Raw genomic sequence first — 24,504 nt, forward strand, 5'->3', positions numbered from 1 at the left:
CCCGCCCCGCCCCCCTCGGCGGCGGACACGAAGAACAGCGCGGCGCCCTTGATTACCTATTCGATCTCTGCCTTGTGCCCCGCGGCGGCCCCCCGCCCCACCGGGGGGGCGGCGCCGGCGCCGAGCCCCCGGGTGAGCTCCCGCCCGACATCGAGCTTCACGTCGGCATCGCTCATCAGCAGGGCCTGGGCGTCGGTGTTCACCGCGATGAACTCGACGCCCTTGAGACCCTGCTCGATCATTCGGTTGACGGCGTTCACGCCGCCGCCGCCGATACCGACGACCTTGATCACGGCAAGGTAGTTGTGCGGGGGCGTCATGAGCTCTCGCCTTCCTTCGATCCAAAGTCTGTCGTTTTCGGATGCCCGATACCGTTCCGCGCGACCACGATCCGCGGACCACGATCCGGGCAAACCCTGAACCTCAACCATAGGGTTGGAGTTATGTCAAGTATCCGACTGGTGCGGAACGCTATTCGCCGCCGTCGCGATCCGCTCGCAGGCGCGCCGAGACGATAACCAGTTTCTTCGGCGAACATGCTTCTACCAAGGCGGTACGCGACATATCGTGAACGGTTGCCCAGCCGCCCGCGCCCACATCGTGAGACGCCCCCGGATCCCGCCCTAGGTGGTCTCCGGGTGATCGTCCCGGGCCGAGGCGGAGCTGCGAACCGAACAGGGTCGAACCGAACAAGATTGCTGGGAATCATTTTACCGTGACCAGACTGGGACTCGAGACGTCGAACACGGTTCCCGGCCGAGTGAGCAGCGGCAGTACCACCGCCGATTTGCGTTCGCCGTCCTCGCTGCTGCCCCACAGTACCGTGCGACCATCGCGCAATGTCAGGGAAATCTCCGACGGGCCCGCGGCACGGAGGGTTTCCACCTGCACCTCCAGCGCCGGCGGCAGTACCCGGGCCACGACGACCGCGGCCCGGGTGAGCTCGTCGGCACCGCCCGGCCGGGCGGTGACCAGCTGCGGCACTCCGATCGGCGCGGGCTCGATCGCGTACTCGATACCGTCGGCGTCCAGCAGATGCGCGCCCTCGGGAGAGTCGTAGTACAGCACCGGGGTTCGCGGCTCGATCCGCACCCGCACGGTCGACGGCAGCACCCGCTGGACCCGGGCACTGCGGACCTTCGGGATGGTCGCCACCCGGGCGGCCATCGCCGCGGTATCGATCCGCAGGATCGAACCGGTCTCCGGAACCCGGAGCAGTTCGCGGATCTGTTCCTCCGGGATCTCGCCCGCCCCATCGATCCGTACCTCGCGGACCGACAGCAGCGGCGAGAACCAGGCGAGCGCGGCCAGCGTGATGACCAGGGCGAGCGCGGGTAACGCCCACAGCCGGAAACGCCGCAATCCGCCCACCCCGAATCGTGGCGTCCCGGCCCGCACCCCGCCTCACCGCCCGTACTGCGGACGCGCGCGTAGTCCGTCCAGGATCTGGCTGCCGAGCATGGTGACATCGCCGGCGCCCATGGTGATCACGACATCACCGGGCTGGGCGAGACCCGCCACCTGGCGGCCCACCCGGGACATATCGGGTTGGTAGTGCACGGGTTTGTGCACCGACTGGGCGACCAGCGCCCCGTTGACCCCGGGCAGCGGCTCTTCGCGCGCCCCATAGACATCGAGCACCACCACTTCGTCGGCCAGGTCGAGGGCCGCGCCGAATTCGGCGGCGAAGGTCGCGGTCCGGCTGTACAGATGCGGCTGGAAGACCACGATCACCCGGCCCCGGCGCGACAGCGCACCGTCGCGCGCCTCCTGGTCCACCAGTTCGGCGGCGGCCCCGAGGACCGCCCGGACCTCGGTGGGATGGTGGGCGTAGTCGTCGAAAACCCGCACCCGGTTCTCCCGGCCCACGAACTGGAAGCGGCGGTGTACCCCGCCGAAACCCTCCAGCCCCTGGATGATCTCGTCCACGTCGGCGCCGGCGGCCCGCGCGGTCAGCAGCGCGGCCAGCGCGTTGAGCGCCATATGCCGGCCGGGCACGGAAAGACGCAGGGTGCGCGGTGCGGGTTCGTCGGCGAGCTGGAAGTGAGCGATACCGCCGACATCCCGAGGTTCCCAGCTGTGCAGGCGCACCCCGACCGGCACCGGCGCATCGGGCAGTTCCCCGGTGCCGTACCCGAGTACCCGCACGCCGCGGTCGGCCAGCCGCTGCCCGGTGCGCTCGGCGAGGGCCCGGGAGCCGGGGTCGTCCAGGCACACCACCAGCAGCCCGCCGTCGGCGAGGCGATCGGTGAAATCGTCGAACACCTGCACATAGGCGTCGTCGGAACCGAAGAAATCCAGATGATCGGATTCGATATTGGTGACCACCGCGACATCCGGGTCGTACTGCAGCAGGGACCCGTCGCTCTCGTCGGCTTCGGCGACGAAGATATCGCCGCTGCCGTGGTGGGCGTTGGTTCCCGCCTCGTTGAGTTCACCGCCCACCGCGAACGACGGGTCCAGTCCGCAGTGCTGCAGGGAGACGATGAGCATCGAGGTGGTGGAGGTCTTCCCGTGCGTCCCCGAGACGAGCAGCGTGCGATGCCCGCTCATCAGGGCCGCCAGCACGGTCGGCCGCAGCAGCACCGGGATCTCGCGGCGATGCGCCTCCACCAGTTCCGGGTTGGTCTTGGGGATGGCCGCGTAGGTCGTCACCACCACCGTCGGCCCGCCGGGCAGCAGATCCAGCGCACCGGCATCGTGACCGATCCGCACCTGGGCGCCCCGGGCCCGCAGGGCGAGGACACCGCGGCTCTCCTTGGCATCGGATCCGGAGACCTCGCCCCCGCGCGACAGCAGGATACGGGCGATACCCGACATCCCGGCGCCGCCGATACCGACCATATGCACCCGGGCCAGCTCCGGCGGCAGGGCGCCGGGGCCGGTTTCCGGTGCGGTCGTCTGCTCCCCGCTCACCGGCCCGCCGCCCGCAGCACGATCCGGGCGACCTCGTCGGCGGCATCGCGATGGCCGGCGCCGGCGGCGGCACGACCCATCTCGGCTATGCGTGCTGGATCCGTGAGCAGCGGTATCACCTCGTCGATCACATATTTCGGGGACAGTTCGGGGTCGGCAACGATTCTGCCACCACCGGCCGCGACAACGGGCCGGGCGTTGAGTTCCTGTTCACCGTTTCCGTGCGGCAGCGGTACGTAGATCGCGGGCAGCCCGACCGCCGACACCTCGGCGACGGTCATCGCCCCGGACCGGCAGACCACCGCGTCGGCGGCGGCGTAGGCGAGATCCATTCGGGACAGGTAGGGCACCGCCACATAGGGCGCGGCGGGATCGGTCGAGGAGACGTCCAGCGTGTTCTTGGGGCCGTGGGCGTGCAGCACGGAGATACCGGCCGCGGCCAGTTGCGGGGCCGCGCCCGAGATCGCGTCGTTGAGCGACCGCGCCCCCTGGGAACCGCCGAACACCAGGAGCACCGGGCCGGTCGCGGGCAGCCCGAAATGCTCCCGCGCCTGCGCGCGCAGCCCGGCCCGGTCGAGGGAGGTGATCGCGTCGCGCACCGGGATGCCGACGACCTCGGCGTCGAGCCCGGAATCCGGTACCGCGGCCAGTACCCGGGTCGCGCGCCGCGCGCCGACCTTGTTGGCGATACCCGCCTTCGCGTTGGCCTCGTGCACCACGACCGGCACCGCGCGACGGCGCCGCAGGGCCCCGCGGCCCGCGGCGAGGTAGGCGGGCAGCGCCACATAACCGCCGAAGCCGACGATCACATCCGCCTCGACGGCGTCGATGATCTCGCGGGTACGCCGCACCGAGGCCCGGACCCGGCCCGGCAGCCGCAGCAGATCCGCACTGGGCTTGCGCGGCAACGGCACCGGCGGGATCAGTTCGAGCGGGTACCCCCGTTGGGGCACCAGGGTCGTTTCCAGTCCGCGCTCGGTGCCGAGCGCGGTCACCCGGATCCCGGGATCGAGTCGCCGCAACGCGTCGGCGACGGCCAGGGCCGGTTCGATATGCCCGGCCGTACCGCCACCCGCGACGATCACCGATATCGCGTCCGCGCCCGGCGCCGTGTGCTCGCCTGCGGACCGTGGTGCGCTCACCTGTTTCTTCCCCGTTCTCGTGCGTGTGTCACCGAATAGCTGGGTTCCCAGGCCCGGGTGGCCCGCAGGGTGTCGGTACCCCGGCTGTTGGCGCGCGGCCGGGCCCGCGCGGGCTCGTCCCGGGGCTCGCCGCGGGCCGGGCGGCGCGCCGGACCCCGGTCGCGATCGGCCGCGGCGCCGCGGGCCCGCACGGGATGGTAGACCTCCGGTTTCGGCAGTCGCAGCAGGCGACTGACCCGCCCGTCCTGTCCGGCGTGCAGGGCCGCGACCGCCTCGGGTTCGTGCCGGGCCGCGTTGGCGATGATGCCGAACATGAACAGTGTCAGTGCCAGCGACGAACCGCCCGCCGACACCAGCGGCAACTGCAGTCCGGTGACCGGTAGCAGGCCCACCACATAGCCGATGTTGATCAGCGCCTGCCCGGTGATCCAGGTGGTGGCGGTGGCGGTGAGCAGGCGCAGGAACGGGTCCACCGAGCGGGCGGCGATCCGCAGGCCGGCGTAGACGAACAGCGCGAACAGACCCAGCACCAGCGCGCAGCCCAGGAACCCGAGTTCCTCGCCGATGATGGCGAAGATGAAGTCGTTGTGGGAGTTGGGCAGATAACTCCATTTGGCCCGGCTCTGCCCGAGCCCGCGACCCCACAGCCCGCCGTCGGCCAGCGAGTACATCGCCTGCCGGGCCTGATAGTTGATGCCCTGGGGGTCGTCGGCGGGATTGAAGAAGGCGCGCATCCGGTCGGAGCGGTAGCCGGCCGAGAGCGCGAGAGCGAGGGCGGCGATGGCGCCCGAGGCGAGGATGGCCACGAACAACCGCACCGGCAGGCCACCGAACCACAGCAGCGCCAGCAGGACGATGCCGAGCGCGATGGTGGTGGACAGGTTCGGCTGCAACACGATCAACAGGCACACCAGCAGGCCGGCCGGAACCAGCGGCACCAACAGGTTTTTCAACCCACCCGGATCGTTCGCCGCCCGCCCCGCGGCACGCCGCGAGATCAGCAGGTGGGCGCCCCACACCACGAACGTCACCTTCACCAGTTCCGACGGCTGAATCGAGAACAGCCCCAGATCGATCCAGCGACGGGCGCCGTTGACCGTACTGCCGACCCCCGGGATCAGCACGAGAACCAGCAGCAGTACCGATACCGCGAACACCGGGAAGGACAGCTGACGCAACCGCCGGAACGGTATCCGCAGCGCGAGATAGAACAGCACCGTACCCACTGACGCGAATACCATCTGCTGGACGAACAGCGAATACGCCGACCCACCGTCGGCGTAGGACTCCACGCTGGAGGCCGACAACACCATCACCAGCCCCAGCAGGGTGAGCAGGGTGGCGATGGTGACGACGAGATGGAACGAGGCCAGCGGCCGCGCCAGCCAGGCGCCGAATCGGCCCGCCCGTACCTGTCGCGTGCCGCGCGGTCTCATAACCGCCGCCCGAGGTCCTCGTCCTTCAGATCCTCGACCGCGCCGGCGAAGCTGCGGCCCCGGTGGGTGTAGTCGGTGAACATGTCCAGCGAGGCCGCCGCCGGCGCGAGCAACACGGTATCGCCCGGTCCGGCGAACGCCGCCGCCTCCCGCACCGCACGTTCCATCACCGCGTCGGCGATTTCGGTATTGCAGGTCCCGGTGATCGCTTCGTCCATGGCTGCCTGCCCCATACCGGCATGATCCCGCGTATCCAACTCGACCACGGGGACTTCCGGCGCGTGTCGCGCCAGCGCGGCCGCGATCACCGGGGCGTCGGCACCGAACAACACGACGGCGACCAGCCGCTCGGCGACCTCCTCCACGAGATCCTCGACGCCGGCACCCTTGAGCTGGCCGCCGGCGATCCAGACGACATGCTGATGGCCCAGGATCGACGACCGCGCGGCGTGCGGGTTGGTGGCCTTGGAGTCGTCGATGAACTCGACGCCGCCCAGTTCGCGCACCAGCGCCGACCGGTGCGGGCCGACCTTGTGCTCGATCAGGCCCTCACGGACGAACTGCGGCGCCACGTCGATGGCCCGGGTCAGCGCGGCGGCGGCCAGGGCATCGGCGATACCGGCCGGCCCGGGCGGGCTGATCTCCTTCGACTCGGCCAGGATCGCCGCCTTGGTGAACGCGCGGTCCAGCAGTTTGCCGTCGACCACGCCGAGTTCACCGTCGGCCGGGACCCCGATCCGGAATCCGATCGTGCGGCGCGCCTTCGAGCGGCGGGCCAGGCGGGCGGCCACCGGGTCATCGAGTCCGACGACCCCGACCCGCCCCAGCAGAGCCCGCGATTTGGCGGCGGCGTAGGCGTCGAGCCCACCGTGCCAGTCCAGATGGTCCTCGGCCACGTTCAGCACGACACCGGCCTCCGGCCGCACCGAGGGCGCCCAGTGCAGCTGGAACGACGACAACTCCACCGCCAGCACCTGCGGCCCGGGATTGCGGCGCAGGGCGTCCAGGATCGGCAGCCCGATATTGCCGCAGGCGACGCTGGGGATACCGGCGGCCCGCAGAATGGAATGGGTCATCTGCGTGGTCGTGGTCTTCCCGTTGGTGCCGGTGACCACGAGCCATTTACGGACCGGACCGTAGATCCGCGCCTGATCCACCCACCACGCGAATTCGACATCGCCCCAGACCGGGATACCCTCGGACACCGCCGAGGCCAGGACCGGGGAATCCGGCCGCCAGCCGGGACTGGTGATCACCAGCGCGAACCGTGACCAGTCGGTGTCCTCCACTTCGGCCGCGGGCACGATGTCCAGCCCCAGTCCGGCGGCTTCGGCCAGCGCCGCGGCACCGCTGTCGGTCACCACCGGCCGGGCCCCGATATCGCGCAGCGGCGTGATCAGCGAACGACCCGAGACACCCCATCCGGCGACCAGCACATCGCGGCCGCGCAGGAATTCCAGCATCGGGCCCGGCGAACGCAGGGCCCGGGGCGTATGTTCCTCCATCGTCAACTCACCCGACCGCGGAGAGATATTCGCTGTAGAACAGGGAGAGCCCGGCGGCCGAGGCCATCGCGGCCAGCAACCAGAACCTGATGATCACCGTGGTCTCCGCCCATTTGCTCAATTCGAAATGGTGGTGGAAGGGCGCCATCTTGAACAGCCGGTTGCGGGTGGTCCGGAACACCGCCACCTGCAGCACCACCGACGCCGCCTCGGCGACGAACAGCGCACCGATGACCACCATCAGCAGTTCGGTGCGGGTGGTGATGGACAGCCCGGCGAGCAGCCCGCCCAGGGCCAGCGACCCGGTATCACCCATGAAGATCTTGGCGGGCGCGGCGTTCCACCACAGGAACCCGATGCACGCCGCGGTGCCGGCCGCGCAGACCAGGGCCAGATCCAGTGGATCGCGCACGTTGTAGCAGCCGGTCTCGGGTTTGGTCTCGCAGGAGTGGTAGTACTGCCAGAACGTGATGACGACGTAGCCGCCGAGCACCAGACTCATCGAACCCGCGGCCAGACCGTCCAGACCGTCGGTGAGATTGACCGCGTTCGACCAGGCCACCACGATGAGGCAGACGAAGGCCAGGAATACGACCACGCTCATCGAGACGGTGTTGATATCGCGCACGTACGACAGCTGCCGGCTCGCCGGGGACAGTCCGCTGCCACCCGGGAACTGCAGCGCCAGCACTCCGAACACCACCGCGGCGGTGATCTGGCCCAGATATTTGCCCGCGGCCGTGAGCCCGAGATTGCGGCCCTTGCGGATCTTGATGAAATCGTCGATGAACCCGACCACGCCCAGCGCGGTGGCCAGGCCCAGGACCAGCAGCGCGGAGGCGGTGGGACCTTCGGCCTCGTAACCGATTCCGATCAGGTGGGAGCCGAGATACCCGGCCCACATGCCGATGATGATCGCCACGCCGCCCATGGTGGGCGTACCGCGTTTGGACTGGTGGCTGGCCGGTCCATCGACCCGAATCTCCTGCCCGAAACCCTGCCGGGCGAATATCCGGATCAATAGCGGCGTCAACAGGATCGACACCGTCAGCGCGATCGCCGCCGCGAACAAGATCTGTCTCATCGCACTGCCTCCGTGCTCACCCCGTCGGCGGCGCCGGCGCCGCCGGGTGCCGGTGTGCCGGCACCCGCGTTCTTCTCACCCTCGGCCAGCAGCTGTTCGGCCACCGCCCACAGGCCGACCGATTGCGATGCCTTCACCAGCACCACGTCACCCGCGCCGACTTCGGCGGCGAGCAACTCCACGGCTGCTTCGATATCCGGGACGAGCACCGATTCCTCACCCCATGAGCCTTCCATGACCGCTCCCTGGTGCATGCCCCGGGAGGGTCGTCCGGTCCCGACCACGATGAGCCGGTCCACATCCAAGCGGACCGCGAGGCGGCCGATCCCGTCGTGTTCCACCACCGATTCCGGGCCGAGCTCGGCCATCTCACCGAGGACGGCCCAGCTGCGCCGCGGGGTGTCGCCCGACCGGGCCATGGTGACCAGCGCTTTGAGCGCGGCCCGCATGGAATCCGGGTTGGCGTTGTAGGAATCGTTGATCACCGTGACCCCGGCGGCACTGGTGCGTACGTCCATCCGCCGCGCCGACGCCGCCCGGGCGCCGCCGAGCGCGGTGACGAGGGTGTCGAGATCGGCGCCGCACTCCAGGGCCACCGCGGCGGCCGACAGCGCGTTGCCGACCTGGTGTTCCCCGTGCACGGCCAGGGTGACCGGCCGGTCGCCGAGCGGTGTGTGCAGGGTGAACGAGGCACGGGCCTGTTCGTCGAGAGTGACTGCGCCGGCACGGATCTGCGCGCCGGCGGCGTGCCCGACCGTCACCACGCGGGCCGCCGTACGCGCGGCCATCGCGCTGACCTTCGGATCGTCGGCGTTCAGCACGGCCAGACCGGTGCCGGGCAGCGCCTCCACGAGTTCGCCCTTGGTCTGCGCGATGGCCTCGCGGCTACCGAATTCGCCGAGATGCGCGGTACCCACATTGAGGACCACCCCGATACTCGGGGGCGCCACCCGGGCCAGCGCGGCGATATGCCCGGGCCCGCGCGCCGACATCTCCAGCACCAGGAACCGGGTGTCCGGACCGGCGCGCAGGGCGGTCCAGGGATGCCCGAGTTCGTTGTTGAAGGAGCCGGGCGGGGCCACCACCGGGCCCAGCGGTGCGAGCACCGCCGCCAGCAGATCCTTGGTGGACGTCTTACCCGAGGACCCGGTGACGCCGACCACGGTCAACCCACCGGCGGCGACCAGCCGGGACACGCTCTCCCGGGCCAGCGCGGCCAGCGCGGTCAGCACCGCGGCGCCCGCACCGGTCGAATCATGGCTCAGCGCAAGCGCGCTCGACGGCACCGACCCCGGTGCGGGGGACACGACGATGGCCGGCACCCCGACCGGCCGGGCGGCCAGTACGGCGACCGCGCCGGCCTCGATCGCGGCGGCCGCGTAGTCGTGGCCGTCGACGCGCTCGCCCGGCAGCGCCAGGAAGATATCGCCGGGACCGATTCGGCGCGAATCGAATTCGACCGAGCCGGTCACCCTCACCTCCGGGTCACCGACGTCGTGCAGCGTTGCGCCCACGACCTCGGCGATATCCCGCAGTGTCATTTCGATCATGAAACTGTCAAGTCCTCCGCGCCCGTCGACCACGAACCGTTGTCCGCGCCCCCGGAACTGTGCCGCAGTGTCGAATCGATCGCCGCGGCGAGTACCTCGCGGTCGTCGAACGGATATTTCACCCCGTTGATCTCCTGCCCTGCCTCGTGGCCCTTGCCGGCCACCAGGACCACATCGCCGGGGTGCGCCCAGTCGACGGCCGCCGCGATGGCCGCGGTCCGGTCGCCGATATCGCGGACCTCGCCGCGCTGCTCGTCGGCGACGCTGCGCGCGCCCGCGACCAGCGACGCGCGAATCGCGGCCGGGTCCTCGGTCCGTGGATTGTCGTCGGTGACGATGAGCAGATCCGCGCCGCGGGCCGCGGCCGCGCCCATCGGGCCGCGTTTACCGGTGTCCCGGTCGCCGCCGGCGCCGACCACCACCGCCAACCGGCCCCGGCTCCCCGCCGTGGCCAGGTGCGTGCGCAGCGTGGCGATCACCGATTCCACCGCGGCGGGTTTGTGGGCGTAGTCCACCAGGGCCAGGAACTCCTGCCCGCGTTCCACCCGCTGCATCCGGCCGGGTACGTCCACCGTGGCCAGTGCGGGCGCGGCGGTCCCCGGCGCCACTCCGGCGGCCGCGCACACCGCGACCGCGAGCAGGCCGTTGGCGACGTTGTAGTCACCGGGCAGCCGCAACCGCACCGGCGTCTCGCCATCCGGACCGGCCGCGGTGAACTCCTGCTCACCGCCGTGCGCGCGGGCGGGACCGGCCAGCGACCAGTCCGCCGGTCCGGTGGTCGCCACCCGGATCGGCGCGGCGAGACCGTCGGCGAGACGGCGGCCCCAGGCGTCGTCCACGCACACCACGGCGGTGCGGGCGGCCACCGGGGACTCCGGTTCGAACAGCCGGCGCTTGGCGGCGAAGTAGTCCTCGAAATCGGCGTGGAAATCCAGATGGTCCTGCGACAGGTTGGTGAACGCGCCGACGGCGAACCGCACCCCGTCGACCCGGCCCAGCGTCAGGGCGTGGCTGGACACCTCCATCACCACCGCGTCCACGCCCTGCTCCACCATCAGCGCGAACATGGCGTGCAATTGCGGCGCCTCGGGCGTGGTGAGCGCGCTCGGGACCCGGCGGCCCCCGATTCTGGTCTCGATGGTGCCGATCAGGGCGGTGGACAGGCCACCCGCGGCCAGCCCGGCCTCCACCAGATACGACGAGGTGGTCTTACCGGAGGTCCCGGTGATCCCGATGATCCGCAACCGCTCGGACGGATGACCGTAGATCGCCGCGGACAACTCGCCGAGGACGGCACGCGGATTCTCCCGCACCAGGACCGGTACCGGCAGGTCACCGGCAAGTTCCGCCCCGGCGGCGTCGGTGAGCACGGCGACCGCGCCGCGGGCCACCGCGTCCGCGGCGAACCGGGCGCCGTGCGCCCGGGAGCCGGGTAACGCCGTGAACAGATCGCCGGGCAGAACCGCGTCGGAGCGCTGTTCTATCCCGGTGACGAGCAGGTCGGTGGCGACCGGTGGCCGAAGTTCGGCGTCGATCAGATCCAGCAGGTCGGGCAGCGGTGTCGACAGCGGCCGGGCCGGCCGCAGCGAGGGCTGGCTGGACTGCGCGGGCACAGGATTCCTCTCTGCATGATGAAGCGCGGATACGACGACGAGTCAGGTTACCGACGCCGGGTCACGGTCGAGTAAGCCGGTTCGCCGAATCACGACGCCTGCAGGACGAACTGCCGTTCCGGCTCGCTCGACGGCGGAATCCGATCCCGCTGCAATGCCCAGGAGGCGATGTCGTGGAACAGCGGTGCCGCCGACTGCCCGCCGCTGCCGTCGGAGCTGCGCACCGGCGCGTCGAGCATCAGTCCGATGACATAGCGCGGATTGTCCGCGGGCGCGATACCGGCGAAGGTGATCCAGTACGACGAGCTCGAATAGCAACCACAGTTCGGGTCGACCTGCTGCGCCGTCCCGGTCTTCCCGGCGATCCGGTATCCGTCGACCGCGGCGGCGGCACCGGTTCCCATCTGCACTCCGGTCGGATCGTTCTGCACCACCGACTGGAACATGGTGCGCAGTGTGCGCGCGGTCTCGGGGCTCACCACGCGCACCCCGTCGGGCGCCGGCTCCTCGGTGCGGGTTCCGTCGGGTGCGACGGTGGCGCGCACGATACGCGGCGGCATCCGGAGCCCGTCGTTGGCGATGGCCTGGTACATACCGGTCATCTGCAAGGTGGTCATCGAAAGCCCCTGCCCGATGGGCAGATTGGCGAAAGTACCGCCGGACCACTGGTCCCGGGCGGGCAGCAGACCGGAGCTCTCCCCGGGAAGTCCGACCTCGGTGCGCCGGCCCAGACCGAAGCGTTCGAGCATATCGGCGAACCGGTCCTCGCCGACCCGCTGCGCCAGCATCAGGGTGCCCACATTGGAGGACTTACCGAAGATCCCGGTCGTGGTGTAGGGGGCCAGGCCGTGCTCCCAGGCGTCCCCGACGGTCACCCCGGACATATCGATACGGCCCGGAACCTGATGCACCTCGTCCGGCGTGGTGAGGCCGTATTCGACGGCCGCGGCCGCGGTGACCACCTTGTTGACCGAACCGGGTTCGAAGGGCTGGGTCACCGACGGGTTGTCCAGCCCGGCCGGATCCCAGTGCTGCGGACCGAGCGCCGGATTGAATGTGTTGTCGTTGGCCATGGCCAGTACCTGGCCGGTTTTGGCGTCCAGCACCACCGCGGAGGCCGATTTCGCCCCCGAGCGATCCTTGGCCTGCTGCACCTGCTGCTGCACATGGTTCTGCAGATAGGAGTCCAGGGTGAGTTCGACATTGTTTCCGTCGACGGCGGGCTGGCGATCGCGGAGACTGCCGGGGATGACCGCCCCGTCGGAGCCGCGATCGTAGGTGTAGGAGCCGTCGGTGCCGGCGAGCGCCGAATCCAGCGAGGCCTCCAGCCCGACCCGGCCGTGGCCATCCCAGCCGGTGGCCCCGACGATATTGGCCGCCAGCGAACCGCCCGGGTATTCGCGCAGGTCCTGGCGTTCGGTACCGACCTCGGGGAACTTCGCGGTGATCTCGTCGGCTTTCCGCGGGTCGACATTGCGGGCCAGGTACACGAAGGTCTGGTCGCTGCGCAGTTTCTCCAGCAGCTCGGTTTCCTTCGGCCCCTCGTCACCGAGGATCCGGTGGACGGTCCGGGCGATATCTTCGAGCCGCCGACCCGGATCGGGCGCCGAATCGTCCTTCGCCCGGGCGTCGGCGAGATCCTTGCGCACCCGGACGGGCTGGAAATTCAGCGACTGAGCGGTGATGGTGAAGGCCAGGGATTTGCCGTGGCGGTCGGTGACGGTGCCCCGGGTGGCGGGGAGATCCTGGTAGGCCGTGCGCTGTCCGGCCGCCTGCGCCGACAGCGTAGGTGCGGCGATGGTCTGGATCCACAACAGTTGCAGCGCCACCACGGTCAACGCCACCAGCATGATCAACCGGCCCACGCCGAGCCGGATCCGCACCGGTCCGTTCGGCGTGGACCGCCCACCCGGACGTGACCGCCGGGGTGGCTGCGGGGACCGGCCGGGCGCGGACCGCGCGACCTCGGCGGATCGCTTCTTCGTTTTTCCGCGATCGGTCGCGGCCCGGGATCTCGGCGCGGAATCGCGCCCGCGTCCCGACCCGCGCCGGTTCATCGCATCTCCTCACCCGCCGTAACGGGCGGCAGCGGCGCGACCGAGGTGGGTTCGACATCGCCCGGCGTCTCCGCGGGCGCCGGGGCCGCGTCCCCGGCCGGAGCGGGCGCTTCGACCGGAGCATCGCCCTCGACCGGAGCGGACGCACCGGCCGGGGCAGTTCCGTCGGCCGGTGCAGGCGCCTCGGCCGGGTCGGTTCCGTCGGCCGGAGCGGCGCCCTCGGCCGGAGCGGCGCCCTCGGCCGGAGCGGAACCCTCGGCCGGAGCGGAACCCGCCGGGGCGGGAACGCCCTCGCCCGGTTGCGGCGCGGGCGTCGGATCGGTCCCCGGGGCCGCGAGCACACCACCCGGGCCGGGCGCGGCCGAATCCGATCGCGGCAGCGCCGGGACCGGCACGATCCGCTCGCCCGGGTCCGCACCGGAGCCCGGAGCTCCGCCGCGGGGTCCGTTGAGCGGCGGGGCCGGCGGGCCCTGGGCGGGCTTCGGTTCACCGACCACGGTGACCGTTCCATCCGCAGCGACGACCAGCCGCGCCGGATCCACCGCCGGGATCATGCCCAGTTCCCGGGCGCGAGTGGCGAGTTCGGGCGGGGAATCGGCGGCGGCGACCTCCCGCTGCAATGCCGCGCGTTCGTCGGAGAGCACCCGGTTGGCCTCGCGCGCGTCGCTGAGCTGATAGCTGTCCTCGGCGGCGCGGGTGGTCAGGACCAGGGTGAGCGCGAGACCACAGCCGAACATGGCCAGAATGGCCGCGACGAACGGTCCGCGACCCGCCGGCTCCGACCGCGGCGCGGCCGCCGGCGCCGGGCCGGACGGCCCACCGGTGCGCTGCCGGCGCCGGGCGTAGGCCCGCTGCGCGGCACCGGATTTCACCCGCTCCGCGTCGTGTACCCGCCGCGCCGGCCGCCCGGTCTCGGTACGTGTGCTCACGCTCATACCTGACACCCCCGTATCGGTGTGATGGCCCGCGGTTTCGGCCCGCGTACGCCTGTGCTGTGGTCCGTAATGCCCAGCCGGTGCTCCCCTGACACCACGATTTCGCGAACACCGATGTGATATCCGCATCCGGCACCAGCACCGTCGTACCGCAATCGCGCCACGCGGACAAGCGAATTCGCTGCTCCGCGGGCCACCGCTGCGGCGTGGCCGGTGCCGGTGCCCGGCTTCATCCCGCCTCCTGCACGATCTTCTCGGCGGCGCGCATCCGGACCGGCGCGGCGCGGGGATTCTCCTCGATCTCGGCGGGCCCGGCCTGTTCGGCGCCCCGGGTCAGCATGCGGAACTCCGGCCCCATACCCGGGAGTTCGACCGGGAGTCCCACCGGTGTGCGGGATTTCGCGCGTTCGGCCAGCTCGTGTTTGACCACCCGGTCTTCGAGCGACTGGTAGGACATGACCACGATGCGGCCGCCCGGGCGCAGTGCCGCCAGCGCGGCCGGGAGGGCCGCGCGCAGCGAATCCAGTTCACCGTTCACCTCCACCCGCAACGCCTGGAAGGTGCGCTTGGCCGGATGCCCGCCGGTCCGGCGGGCCGGCGCGGGAATGGTGTCGTAGAGCAGACTCACCAGTTCGGCACTGGTACGCAACGGCTGCCGGGCGCGGCGCCGCACGATCTCGGCGGCGATCCGGTTCGCGAACCGTTCCTCGCCGTAGACCTTCAGCACCCGGGCGATCTCGCCCTGGCTGTAGCTGTTGAGCACATCGGCGGCGGTCGGGCCGGTGGTCGCGTCCATCCGCATGTCCAGCGGGGCGTCCACGGAGTAGGCGAAGCCCCGCTCCGCCTCGTCCAACTGCATGGACGAGACCCCGAGATCCATCAGGATGCCGCTGACCGAATCGGTGGCCGGCAGACCGGCCTCCGCGAGCGCGGCGGCGATTCCGTCGTATCGGGTGTGCACCAGGGTGATCCGGTCGGCGTAGGGCCGGAGCCGGTCGGTGGTGAGCGCGAGCGCTCGGGTATCGCGGTCGAGGCCTACGAGCCGGAGATCGGCGTGGGTGCGCAGGAAATATTCGGCATGACCGCCGAGCCCCAGCGTGGCATCCAGGTAGACGGCGGCCGGGCCGTCGAGCACCGGGTCGAGCAATTCGGCGGCGCGGGTGAGCAGAACAGGAACGTGTCGCGTGCCGTGCTGCTCACGGTTCAAATCGACCTCCCGGATTCATGCCTCGCTCCGTGACGACCCGATTCGGGTCGCATTCGCACCCCGGATGGATGCGGATCACCGGCGCCGAAGCGGGCGAACAATTGATTGCGCGAGATGCGGTCGCGCCGCCGATCGATCCGGCGCGTCCACGGGGTGAGCGACAGAAGGAATCGGTGACGTAACGAATGCCGCGGGGTCTCTGACCGAAGCGGCACCTGGCGTCGGGGAAGTACGTCAGGGTCCGCATCCGGGCAGAGGCCGCGTGGCACTCGCGCGGGCTAGAAGATTCCGCCCAGTGCCTCGTCTCTCGCTTGTGCGTAGTCCTCCTCGTGCTCGGCGAGGTAGGTCTCCCACGCCTGCTTGTCCCATATCTCCAGGAAGTCGACCGAACCGATGACCGTACAGTCGCGGGTGAGGTTGGCGTACCGGCGATGTTCGGCCGACAACACGATCCGGCCCTGCGTGTCCAGCCGCTGTTCGTCCGTGCCCGCCGCCAGCGCCCGGATGAAGGCCCGCGCCTGCGGGTTGCTCCGGGATGCCGATGCGGCGCGGCGGGCGAGCGCACTGAACTCGTCCTTCGGATAGACGGCAAGGCTGTGGTCCTGTCCTTTGGTGACCATCAACCCTCCCGCCAGATCGTCTCGAAACTTTGCGGGCAACGTGAGTCGCCCTTTGTCGTCCAGACGAGGTGTGTAAGTACCGAGAAACAACCCGATACCTCCTACCGGACCACCTCGAATGGTGTTGACCGGCTACGCCGGTCGAGTGCCTCGCGGCCTCTCCTGTAGTGCGCGCTCCACATTACCCCACTTTCCCCCACTTTCAATCGAAACACGGGGTGATGTGCCTCCCCGGCCGTCCGATTTCGCAGGTCACCCCAGCTATCACCGGCCGGGCGATCTTTTCGCGGGCTCTGCCTCCCTGCCCGCGCCCACAGCCCCCGACTCCGGCGGCCCCCGTCAACTTCCAGCAAACCCCCTGTTCACACTCTTGCGGCCGGGGCGGTGGGGCGCGGTGGGGGAACCCGGTGGGGCGGGGTGGGAGAAGGTGGTCCGGAGCATGTTCCAGCGGCCCGGCCGGTCACGCGCGCATCCCGCCGGCGAACGGCACGGCACAGATGCGAACAGCGGTGCCGCCCCGGGAACGGGTGCGGCACCGCTGTCGGCCGTAGAGTCGGCGCGAACGCCGGGCGGCTACTCCTCGAACCTTCGGCGGAAGCGATCCTCCATGCGCTCGGTGAACCCACCGGAGCGGCGGGGACGCCCACGCCCGCCGGCTGCTCGTTCCGATGATCCGGAACCGGCGGAATCGCTCGGTGCACCACTGCCGCGGCCGGGCGTGGCGCCCTTGGCGCCGCCGAGCAGGAGCAGTACTCCGGCGCCGAACATCACGATGAACCCGATCAGACTGATGATCGGAAAGCCGCCGGGTCGCACCGGAAGGGCGATACCCGCGACGAGTAGGACAAGGCCGAGTACGAACAAGGCCGCGGCCTGGAGTCGACGTCGACTCGAGGTCGTACGAAGACGTCCACCGCGGACGGATGACGCGAACTTCGGGTCCTCAGCATAGAGCGCGCTCTCGATCTGTTCGAGCATGCGCTGCTCGTGCTCGGAGAGTGGCACGGTACCTCCCCCGGCACTAGGTCGTGGCTGTCGCCTCCGGGTAGGCGACAGATAACCCCTTGGCGGCTATCTGTCATCAATGATACGAGTTCGCCAAGAGCGGTACCACCATATGGGTGCAGCCGAACGAAGTTCGTCGCCGGATCGAATCCCGGGCGGGCCGAATCCGGAGGTCCGGGGGCCGGCGGTGGTTCCTACCGGCGCGCGTCGTCTCCGTCACCGGCGGCGCGCAGCCGGGCGGCCGGCGCGATGAGATCCTCGACGTCGTGCAGGAACGCGGCCACCCGCGAGGAGAACTCGTCGGCCGCCACCTCGTCGATCTCCCGGGGCAGCCCGGCCTCCAGCGCCGCGCGGGTCGCGGAATGGCCACTGAAATAGTCCACCCACATCACGAATTCGGGGGCGGCGCGCTGCAACATCACCCATGCGTTACGGGAGCGGGCCCGCGGCGCGCTGTCGGCGCCGGTGAGCGCCAGCACCGCGCCCGCACCGCGCAGGGCCGCCAGGTAGGCCACGCGGAAACGTTCCCGCGGATCCCGCTCCCCCGCCGCTTCCATGAGCAACCCGTCGGCGCGTCGCAACAGCATCCCCGCCCGCCCCGGTTGTACCGGGTGCACGCTTCGATCCGACATAGCCGTCCCTCCGTATCTCGCCTGTCACCCCCCGCGGCGGTCCACCGGTATGGCAGGCTGAGCGTGCACCGTGGGGGCGAACAAGTTTTCGAACGTTTGGCTCGAGCTTGAATATAGAGACGACCACCGACATGTTCGTGTGCCGAAACCCGCCACCCTGCCGACCGCGAAAGAGCCCACCGATATCGCAATGACAGCCGTCAAGTCGAACAATCTCCCCGTCCCGGTCGTCGTCGACCTCTCGGAAGCCGCGCTGCGCGCCCGGTTGCACGACGCCCTGGCGGTCTACGTCGCAGCCATGGACTATCCACACGGCACCGAGCACCATCGGGCACCGATGTGGACCGAGCACACCCACCGCACGGGCTGGCACGCGGTCGCCGCGGTGGTGCCCGAGGACAACGGCGAGTTCGACCTGCGCCATTCCCCGATCGTCGCCATCGCCTACGGCTATCAGGGCGGCCCCCATCAGTGGTGGCAGCAGCAGGTGCACGCGGGGATGCGCCGCTCCGGGTGGCCGGAGCCGGCCATCGGGCAGTTGCTCGGCGACTATTTCGAACTCACCGAACTCCATGTGCACCCGAGCGCGCAGGGCCGCGGTATCGGCGCGACCCTGCTCCAGCGGTTGCTGCGGAACCGCCCCGAGCGGGCCGTGCTGCTGTCCACCCCGGAGGTCGGCGAAGAAGACAACCGGGCCTGGCGCCTGTACCGGCGAATGGGTTTCCGCGACGTGCTGCGGGATTTCGTGTTCGCCGGCGACGACCGCCGCTTCGGGATCCTCGGCCGGTCACTGCCCCTGCTGCCATGAGTGTGGTGATCATCGGTTCCGGCCACAACGCGCTGGTGGCGGCCTGTTACCTGGCGCGGGAGGGTCGCCGGGTCCATGTTCTGGAGAGCGATACGGTCCTCGGCGGGGCCGTATCCACCGTGGAGCGCTTCCCCGGCCACCGGGTCGATCGGGGCTCCTCCGCCCATCTGATGGTCCGGCACACCGGGATCATCGAGGAACTCGAACTGGAACACTTCGGCCTGCGGTACCTCGACTGCGACCCCTGGGCCTTCGCCCCGGCCTGCCCGGAGACCGGGGCGCCGCCGATCGTCTTCCACCGCGATCTCGAGCGGACCTGCGCGTCGGTGGCCGCCGCCTGCGGCGACCGCGACGCCGCGGCCTACCGGCGTTTCGTGGACGTCTGGGCGCCGCGGGCGCGGCGGGTGATGCGCTCGTTCGGCGGCGCGCCCACCGGGGGCCGGCTGTTGCGCTCGTTCTGGGGACTGGACGCCCGCGACGGCGGCAGCGCGCTGTCCCGGGAATTCCTGCAGTCCGGCGACGCGCTGCTGGACACCTGGTTCGACGACGAGCGGCTGAAGGCGGCACTGGCATGGTTCGGGGCGCAATCGGGGCCGCCCATGTCCGAACCGGGCACGGCGCCGATGGTGGCGTTCGCGGCACTCATGCACACCCTGCCGCCCGGCCGGGCGGTGGGCGGCAGCGGTGCCCTCACCGAGGCACTGGTCGCCCGGCTGCGCGGGGACGGCGGCGAGGTCACGGCCGGCGACGCCGTCACCGCGCTGACCCGCCGGGTCGACGGCTGGCGGATCCGCACCGCGGCCGGGCGCGAATACGACGCCGACACGGTGATCGCGGGCACCCATATCCTCACCACGCTGGAACTGTTGCGCGCGGGCGGCTTCGATCCGGAACCGCTGCGACGGTGGCAGCGGCAGATCCGGGTGGGCCCCGGAATCGGCATGGTGGTGCGGGCCGCGACCAGCGATCTCCCGCGATACCCGGGCACGACCTCCACCGAATCGGCGACCGGACTGCAACTGCTGGTCTCGGACCGGCGCCGGTTGGCGCTGGCGCACGGCAGTGCGCTGGGCGGGCGGTTACCGCCCCGGCCCGTCGTGCTCGCCATGAGTTTCAGCGCCCTGGACCCGAGTATCGCGCCCGCCGGGCAACATCAGCTCTCGCTGTGGTCGCAGTGGCACCCCTACCGGCTCGCCGACAGCGGTGGCTGGGCCCGGCACGCCGACACCGAAGCGGACCGGATCATCGGCGAACTGGATCGGTACGCGCCCGGGTTCGCGGACTCGGTGCTGGACCGGCACGTCCAGACGCCGGTGGATCTGGAGCGCGAGATGGGGCTGCTCGGCGGCAATGTGATGCACGTGGAGATGAGCCTGGACCAGATGATGCTGTGGCGGCCGCTGCCGGAACTGGCCGGGCAGCGGGTGCCCGGCGCGCCCGGGCTCTACTTGACCGGCGCGTCGACCCATCCCGGGGGCGGCGTGTCCGGAGCCAGCGGGCGTACCGCCGCCCGCCTGGTACTGCGTGACAGCCGCGGGATCCGCCGGTGGCTACGCCGCTAGCGGGTCCGGCGCCCGGGCGCCGGCGGGACCTGCTTCCCGCGGGTCTACTCGTCGTGCTGGTCGGCACGCAGATCGCCTACCCGCTGACCACCGGGCCGGTTCGCGACGCGGTGACGGTGGCCGTGGTACTGCTGACAGCCGGTACGGCTCTGCTGCACGCGGCGGTGACGCGCGGGATCGGCTACGCAGCCGGGTTCCTGGTGATCGTCTCCGGCATCGGCCTGGTGGCCGAGGCGGTGGGCACGGCGACCGGGATCCCGTTCGGGGCCTACGACTACGCGGACGGACGGATCGGACCACAACTGTTCGACGTTCCACTGGTGGTCCCGCTCGCGTGGACCGGTGGACTGTATCCGATCTGGGTGGTCGCGGGCCTGCTGTGCCCGCGGCCGGCGGCGCGGATCTGCGCGACCGCGGTGGGCGCGGTGGGCTGGGACCTGTTCCTGGATCCCCAGATGGTGGCCGACGGGCAGTGGCAGTGGCAGCACACCGATGCGGGACTCCCCGGTCTGGCGGCCATCCCGTACACCAACTATCTCGGCTGGCTGGCGGTGGCGGCGGTGATGGCCGCGGCGCTCACCGCATGGGAACGAACCGCGCGCGGCCCCGAGCGGCCCGCGATCCCGGTCCTGATGTTCCTGTGGACCTGGCTCGGCTCCGCGCTGGCGCACGCGGTGTTTCTCGGCCTGCCGTATTCGGCCGGCTACGGGAGCATCGTCCTCGGGGTTCTCGGGGTTCCGCTGCTGGTCCGGCTGGTTCGCGACGCCACCGGACGCAGGGCCGGGCACGATCGGCGAAGCGTCGGGCCCGTCGCATGGCGTCGGTGAGTTCCGGCCTGGCACCATGTCATCCGTGCCTTCGAGTCCCGTTACCGCGAAACCCGGCTCCCCGGTCCCCGCTCCGCGCTCGCGCCGCCCCCTGCGGGCGCGGATAGCCGCCGCCCTCGTCCTGGCCGCCCTGCTCACCCCGGCGCTGGCCGGCTGCCTGCGCGTCCAGGCCTCGATGGGCCTGTCGTCCAACGACCGGGTGTCGGGCCGGATCGTGGCCGCGGTCGTCCCGGAGAACAGTGAGGACAAGGGCCCGCAGCTCACCGCCCCCGAGACCTTGGCGGCCAAAGTGCGTATCGAGCCGTACAACCAGGACGGGTACATCGGCAGCGAGGTGTACTTCGACGATCTCAACTTCGGCGAAGTGGAACAGCTGTCGCAACTCTCGGAGCAGGCGCAGGGCCTGTTCGACCTGCAGTTCCAGCGCAACGGCGACCTGGTCAGCCTCAACGGCCGGGTGGACCTGGAGACCCTGGCCCCGCACGGGTCCGATGTGCAGCTGAGTGTGGCGTTCCCGGCCCGGGTCGCCAAGACCAACGGCAACCGCGAGGGGGATTCGGTGGTCTCCTGGAAACTGCCCGCCGGCGAGGTCAGTACCGTCCGCGCCGAAGTCGGTTACGCCGATCCGAATACGCGATCCTTCGCGGGCTGGGCCGGAATCGTCGGCGGTATCACCCTCGCGGTCGCGGCGGTGGTCATCGCCCTCGCCTATATGGACCGCAATCCGCCCCGGCCGGGCGCACCGGCCGGTTTCTCGTTGCGACGCTGGTGGGACGAGGTCAAATCCAACGCGTGAGACCGTGGCTCCGGCGCGCGGTGACCGGCGGGACCGGTATCGCCGTGGCCGGTGCCGCGCTCACCGCATGGAACCGGCGCACCGTACCGCGACTGTCCCCCGCGCCCACCCCGGTCACCGAGAACGTCACAGTCTGCGTGCCCGCGCGTGACGAGGCCGCCCTACTCCCCGGTCTGATCGCCGATCTGCGCGCCCAGACCGGGGTGGCGTGGTTGCGCATCCTGGTCCTCGACGATGCCTCCGGCGACGACACCGCCGAGCGCGCACGGCGAGCGATGGCGGGCGACCCGCGCTGCGAGCTGCTACGCGGTACCACCGGCCCGCCGCCGGGCTGGACCGGTAAGGCCGCCGCCTGCGCCGCCCTCGCCGAGCATGCCCGGCAGGCCGGCGGCGGAACCGGGGTGCTCATCTTCCTCGACGCCGATGTCCGGCTCGCACCGACCGCGATCGCCGCGGCGGTGGGGTGTCTGCGGGAGCGCGGCGCCGCGTTGCTGGCGCCCTGGCCGCGGCAGCGGGCCGAGACCGTGGCCGAACGCCTGGTGCAGCCGCTGCTGTGCTGGTCATGGGCGGCCACTCTGCCCGTCGCGTGGGCCGATCGCGGCAGCCAGGGGTCAACCGTCGTGTCCTGTGGCCAGTTCCTGGTGTTCGACGCGGCGCGGTATCACGCGCGCGGCGGTCACGCGGCGGTCGCCGGCAGTGTCACCGAGGATCTCGATATCGCCCGAATACTGCGCCGCGCCGGGGACCGGACCGCGGTGGCGGCCGCGGGAGGACTGGCGCGCACCCGGATGTACCGGGACGCGCACGAACTGGCGACCGGCTACGACCGCTGGCTCTGGTCGGCCTACGGCGGTTCGGTCGCGGGCGGGGTCGCGGTGGGCGCTGTCGCCGCGTGGGCGTACTGGCTGCCCCCGGTGGCGGCCGTACTGGGTCGCGGCCGGCTGCGCCGAATCGGCCTGCTCGGGTACACCGCCGCGGTCACGGGCCGGTTGCTGGCCCGCGCCCTGGAGTCGGGCCGCGGGCCGGACCGCGGCGACCTCGCCGACGCTCTCGCCCACCCCGTCTCGGTCGCCGCCTACCTGCTGCTGTGGCAACACTCACACCGCGCTCGCCGGCGCAACGCGCTGACCTGGCGGGGACGCCCTCTGCTACCCGGCCAAGAGCTGGATTCTCGGTGATTCTTGGTCTTGTGCCCGCCGGGCGCCCGGCCGGATGATGAACCCGCCCGGCACGACCGGCGGGCAGGGCCTCGCGGCCCGGGTTTCGAGGAGGCTGCACCATGACCATCGTCGGCCACACCAGCGTCGATACCACGTGGACGCAATGGCTCGAGCGATTCTCGGTCCGGCTGCGCAGCCCGCACAGCATCAGCGAACCGGTCGCCCGCCACCGGCTCAGCGAATCACCGGAACTGCTGCCGGGCCTGCCCGGCACCTGGTGGGTCATCGACGGCCGGGTGTTCATCGCGGCCAAGCCCGGCGACCGCTTGGACCACGCCGGTGAGCGGATCGCGGGAATCGAGATCCTCGACCCGGTCGACGGCGCCCCCGGACTCATCCTGCGCCACGACGACCACGCGCTCGAAGTGATCCGCCGGGACGACCGGATCGCCGTCCACGTCTACGCCCCGGCCGACTGATCTCCCCGCCCCGGGCGGCGCCGCTCAGACGCTGATCGGCGCGGTGGTGACGCCGTAACCCAGATTGGTCAGCACCTCACCGGTCGCCTTGGCGAAGTTGAGGGTGATGAAGTGCAGGCACGGTGCGCCCTCGGCGATCAACCGTTCCCCCATCTCGGTGGCGATCTCGATACCCGCGGCCCGGACCGCGGCGCGATCCTCCTCCGGCCCGGAACCGGCGGCCCGGTGCAGCCGTTCGATCACCCCTTCCGGCAGCGGCCGGCCGCACAACTGTTCCGCACGCTCGACCGTGCGCAGCGAGGTGATCGGCATCAGTTCCGGAATGATCGGTTTGGCGCCCTCCACCGGGTCCAGGGCGGCGACCCGATCGCGCAGCCGGAGGTAGTCGTCGACGTCGAAGAACATCTGGGTGATCGAATACTCCGCGCCCGCACGCAGTTTCGCCGCCAGATGGGCGGTGTCCTGGTCGAGATCGAGCGAACGGTGGTGGCCCTGCGGGAACGAGGCGACCCCCACATGGAAATCGCCCAGATCGCGCACGATGCGCACCAGTTCCTCGGCGTACTCCACCCCCTCGGGGTGTTTGTACCATTCGCCCAGCGGGTCGCCCGGTGGATCACCGCGCAGCACGAGGATATTGCTGATCCCGGAATCGGCGTAGGCCCCGACGATCGACCGCAGCTCGGCGACGCTGTGCCCGACCGCCGTGAGATGGCCGACCGGCAACAGGGTGGTCTGCAGGGCGAGTTCACCGGTGACCCGTACCGTGCGCTCCCGGGTGCTCCCACCGGCGCCGTAGGTCATCGAGACGAACGCCGGATGCATCCGCTCGAACGTGCGCACCGCCCGCCACAACCGCTGCTCGCCCGCCTCGTCGCGGGGCGGGGAGAATTCCACCGAGAACGGCACCGCGCCATCGGCGTGCCGGCGCAGGCTCTGCACTACCGAAGGCGTCGCGGAGACGTCCGGTGACGTGGGGGACGGCCGGCCGGGGGTCGGGAGTCCCCGCGCGTTCTCGAAAGTCACCGGCTCAGTCTAGAGCCGCCCGGTATTCTCCCCGATTCTCTCCCACCGCCGCCACCGGATCCGCCTCATGGGCGCGCGCGTATTCTGCGATCAGGTCCCGCCGCCGCGGCGGGCGCACGTGGGTGGCTCCCGCGGCTACCGGCG

General features: G+C 70.9%; 21 protein-coding genes and 1 pseudogene. 6 read left to right on the plus strand and 16 right to left on the minus strand.

The features are described 5' to 3' along the window. Positions 1-59: 59 nt before the first annotated feature. From ACLML9_RS17020 to ACLML9_RS17090, 15 genes and pseudogenes are all read right to left on the minus strand, one after another. Positions 60-320, minus strand: a pseudogene (locus tag ACLML9_RS17020) (cell division protein FtsZ); the annotation flags it as partial. 385 nt (positions 321-705) lie between these two features. Continuing rightward, on the minus strand, positions 706-1,398 hold the full coding sequence (locus tag ACLML9_RS17025) for a cell division protein FtsQ/DivIB (protein ID WP_411946450.1): 693 nt from the start codon (positions 1,396-1,398) through the stop codon (positions 706-708). 6 nt (positions 1,399-1,404) lie between these two features. After that, the gene (gene murC / locus ACLML9_RS17030; protein ID WP_411946465.1) at positions 1,405-2,844 is read right to left on the minus strand and encodes a UDP-N-acetylmuramate--L-alanine ligase; all 1,440 of its coding nucleotides are present in this window, start codon (positions 2,842-2,844) and stop codon (positions 1,405-1,407) included. 68 nt (positions 2,845-2,912) lie between these two features. Then, positions 2,913-4,058: an undecaprenyldiphospho-muramoylpentapeptide beta-N-acetylglucosaminyltransferase gene (murG, locus tag ACLML9_RS17035; RefSeq protein WP_411946451.1), complete on the minus strand. Its 1,146-nt coding sequence runs from the start codon at positions 4,056-4,058 to the stop codon at positions 2,913-2,915. Further along, complete coding sequence (gene ftsW / locus ACLML9_RS17040) at positions 4,055-5,494, minus strand: putative lipid II flippase FtsW (protein WP_411946452.1); 1,440 nt, start codon at positions 5,492-5,494, stop codon at positions 4,055-4,057. Before ftsW ends, murG begins: the two co-directional genes overlap by 4 nt. Next, positions 5,491-6,957 (minus strand): UDP-N-acetylmuramoyl-L-alanine--D-glutamate ligase, encoded by a 1,467-nt coding sequence (gene murD, locus ACLML9_RS17045; RefSeq protein WP_411946466.1) that lies wholly within the window; start codon positions 6,955-6,957, stop codon positions 5,491-5,493. Before murD ends, ftsW begins: the two co-directional genes overlap by 4 nt. Before the next feature lie 49 nt (positions 6,958-7,006). Continuing rightward, complete coding sequence (gene mraY / locus ACLML9_RS17050; protein WP_030523849.1) at positions 7,007-8,083, minus strand: phospho-N-acetylmuramoyl-pentapeptide-transferase; 1,077 nt, start codon at positions 8,081-8,083, stop codon at positions 7,007-7,009. Further along, a complete protein-coding gene (locus ACLML9_RS17055) occupies positions 8,080-9,633 on the minus strand; it encodes a UDP-N-acetylmuramoyl-tripeptide--D-alanyl-D-alanine ligase (protein WP_411946453.1) in 1,554 nt (517 codons plus the stop codon). Before ACLML9_RS17055 ends, mraY begins: the two co-directional genes overlap by 4 nt. Beyond that, a complete protein-coding gene (locus tag ACLML9_RS17060; RefSeq protein WP_411946454.1) occupies positions 9,630-11,246 on the minus strand; it encodes a UDP-N-acetylmuramoyl-L-alanyl-D-glutamate--2,6-diaminopimelate ligase in 1,617 nt (538 codons plus the stop codon). Before ACLML9_RS17060 ends, ACLML9_RS17055 begins: the two co-directional genes overlap by 4 nt. Positions 11,247-11,335: 89 nt before the next feature. Beyond that, positions 11,336-13,303: a peptidoglycan D,D-transpeptidase FtsI family protein gene (locus ACLML9_RS17065; protein ID WP_411946455.1), complete on the minus strand. Its 1,968-nt coding sequence runs from the start codon at positions 13,301-13,303 to the stop codon at positions 11,336-11,338. Next, positions 13,300-14,232, minus strand: coding sequence for a hypothetical protein (locus tag ACLML9_RS17070; RefSeq protein ID WP_411946456.1), 933 nt, complete (start codon positions 14,230-14,232; stop codon positions 13,300-13,302). Before ACLML9_RS17070 ends, ACLML9_RS17065 begins: the two co-directional genes overlap by 4 nt. A gap of 235 nt (positions 14,233-14,467) precedes the next feature. After that, positions 14,468-15,445, minus strand: a complete 978-nt coding sequence (rsmH, locus tag ACLML9_RS17075; RefSeq protein WP_411946457.1) for a 16S rRNA (cytosine(1402)-N(4))-methyltransferase RsmH — start codon at positions 15,443-15,445, stop codon at positions 14,468-14,470. A gap of 278 nt (positions 15,446-15,723) precedes the next feature. Continuing rightward, a complete protein-coding gene (gene mraZ / locus ACLML9_RS17080; protein WP_030523855.1) occupies positions 15,724-16,155 on the minus strand; it encodes a division/cell wall cluster transcriptional repressor MraZ in 432 nt (143 codons plus the stop codon). Positions 16,156-16,638: 483 nt separating this feature from the next. Next, the gene (locus ACLML9_RS17085) at positions 16,639-17,070 is read right to left on the minus strand and encodes a DUF3040 domain-containing protein (protein ID WP_411946458.1); all 432 of its coding nucleotides are present in this window, start codon (positions 17,068-17,070) and stop codon (positions 16,639-16,641) included. A 194-nt stretch (positions 17,071-17,264) separates the two neighbouring features. Further along, complete coding sequence (locus tag ACLML9_RS17090; RefSeq protein WP_411946467.1) at positions 17,265-17,657, minus strand: SAV_6107 family HEPN domain-containing protein; 393 nt, start codon at positions 17,655-17,657, stop codon at positions 17,265-17,267. Between the two features lie 235 nt (positions 17,658-17,892). On the opposite strand from ACLML9_RS17090, the gene ACLML9_RS17095 reads away from it, so the two are divergent. The 6 genes from ACLML9_RS17095 (at position 17,893) to ACLML9_RS17120 (ending at position 23,334) form a co-directional block, all read left to right on the plus strand. Then, positions 17,893-18,510, plus strand: coding sequence for a GNAT family N-acetyltransferase (locus ACLML9_RS17095; protein ID WP_411946468.1), 618 nt, complete (start codon positions 17,893-17,895; stop codon positions 18,508-18,510). Beyond that, a complete protein-coding gene (locus ACLML9_RS17100) occupies positions 18,507-20,072 on the plus strand; it encodes a phytoene desaturase family protein (protein ID WP_411946459.1) in 1,566 nt (521 codons plus the stop codon). The genes ACLML9_RS17095 and ACLML9_RS17100 overlap by 4 nt, the downstream gene beginning before the upstream one ends. Next, positions 20,057-20,899 carry a carotenoid biosynthesis protein gene (locus ACLML9_RS17105; RefSeq protein WP_411946460.1) on the plus strand — a complete coding sequence of 281 codons (843 nt, stop codon included), beginning with the start codon at positions 20,057-20,059 and terminating at the stop codon, positions 20,897-20,899. Before ACLML9_RS17100 ends, ACLML9_RS17105 begins: the two co-directional genes overlap by 16 nt. A 16-nt stretch (positions 20,900-20,915) precedes the next feature. After that, the gene (locus ACLML9_RS17110) at positions 20,916-21,695 is read left to right on the plus strand and encodes an LppM family (lipo)protein (protein ID WP_411946461.1); all 780 of its coding nucleotides are present in this window, start codon (positions 20,916-20,918) and stop codon (positions 21,693-21,695) included. Next, complete coding sequence (locus tag ACLML9_RS17115; protein ID WP_411946462.1) at positions 21,692-22,873, plus strand: glycosyltransferase; 1,182 nt, start codon at positions 21,692-21,694, stop codon at positions 22,871-22,873. The genes ACLML9_RS17110 and ACLML9_RS17115 overlap by 4 nt, the downstream gene beginning before the upstream one ends. A 101-nt stretch (positions 22,874-22,974) precedes the next feature. Then, positions 22,975-23,334 (plus strand): hypothetical protein, encoded by a 360-nt coding sequence (locus tag ACLML9_RS17120; RefSeq protein ID WP_411946463.1) that lies wholly within the window; start codon positions 22,975-22,977, stop codon positions 23,332-23,334. A gap of 24 nt (positions 23,335-23,358) precedes the next feature. Here the strand turns inward: ACLML9_RS17120 and ACLML9_RS17125 are convergent, their stop codons facing one another. Then, positions 23,359-24,360: a methylenetetrahydrofolate reductase gene (locus ACLML9_RS17125; protein ID WP_411946464.1), complete on the minus strand. Its 1,002-nt coding sequence runs from the start codon at positions 24,358-24,360 to the stop codon at positions 23,359-23,361. Positions 24,361-24,504 lie beyond the last annotated feature (144 nt).

Source organism: Nocardia sp. NPDC002869 (assembly GCF_046764065.1).
In the GTDB taxonomy this organism is placed as follows: Bacteria; Actinomycetota; Actinomycetes; order Mycobacteriales; family Mycobacteriaceae; genus Nocardia; species Nocardia rhamnosiphila.

Excerpts from the sequence above, each read along its gene's own strand:
- ACLML9_RS17095 (WP_411946468.1), top strand. The coding sequence starts at position 17,893 with ATGACAGCCGTCAAGTCGAACAATCTCCCCGTCCCGGTCGTCGTCGAC.
- mraY (WP_030523849.1), bottom strand. The coding sequence starts at position 8,083 with ATGAGACAGATCTTGTTCGCGGCGGCGATCGCGCTGACGGTGTCGATC.
- ACLML9_RS17065 (WP_411946455.1), bottom strand. The coding sequence starts at position 13,303 with ATGAACCGGCGCGGGTCGGGACGCGGGCGCGATTCCGCGCCGAGATCC.
- ACLML9_RS17090 (WP_411946467.1), bottom strand. The coding sequence starts at position 17,657 with ATGCTGTTGCGACGCGCCGACGGGTTGCTCATGGAAGCGGCGGGGGAG.
- ftsW (WP_411946452.1), bottom strand. The coding sequence starts at position 5,494 with ATGAGACCGCGCGGCACGCGACAGGTACGGGCGGGCCGATTCGGCGCC.
- ACLML9_RS17100 (WP_411946459.1), top strand. The coding sequence starts at position 18,507 with ATGAGTGTGGTGATCATCGGTTCCGGCCACAACGCGCTGGTGGCGGCC.
- ACLML9_RS17110 (WP_411946461.1), top strand. The coding sequence starts at position 20,916 with ATGTCATCCGTGCCTTCGAGTCCCGTTACCGCGAAACCCGGCTCCCCG.
- ACLML9_RS17055 (WP_411946453.1), bottom strand. The coding sequence starts at position 9,633 with ATGATCGAAATGACACTGCGGGATATCGCCGAGGTCGTGGGCGCAACG.
- ACLML9_RS17120 (WP_411946463.1), top strand. The coding sequence starts at position 22,975 with ATGACCATCGTCGGCCACACCAGCGTCGATACCACGTGGACGCAATGG.
- murC (WP_411946465.1), bottom strand. The coding sequence starts at position 2,844 with ATGGTCGGTATCGGCGGCGCCGGGATGTCGGGTATCGCCCGTATCCTG.
- murD (WP_411946466.1), bottom strand. The coding sequence starts at position 6,957 with ATGCTGGAATTCCTGCGCGGCCGCGATGTGCTGGTCGCCGGATGGGGT.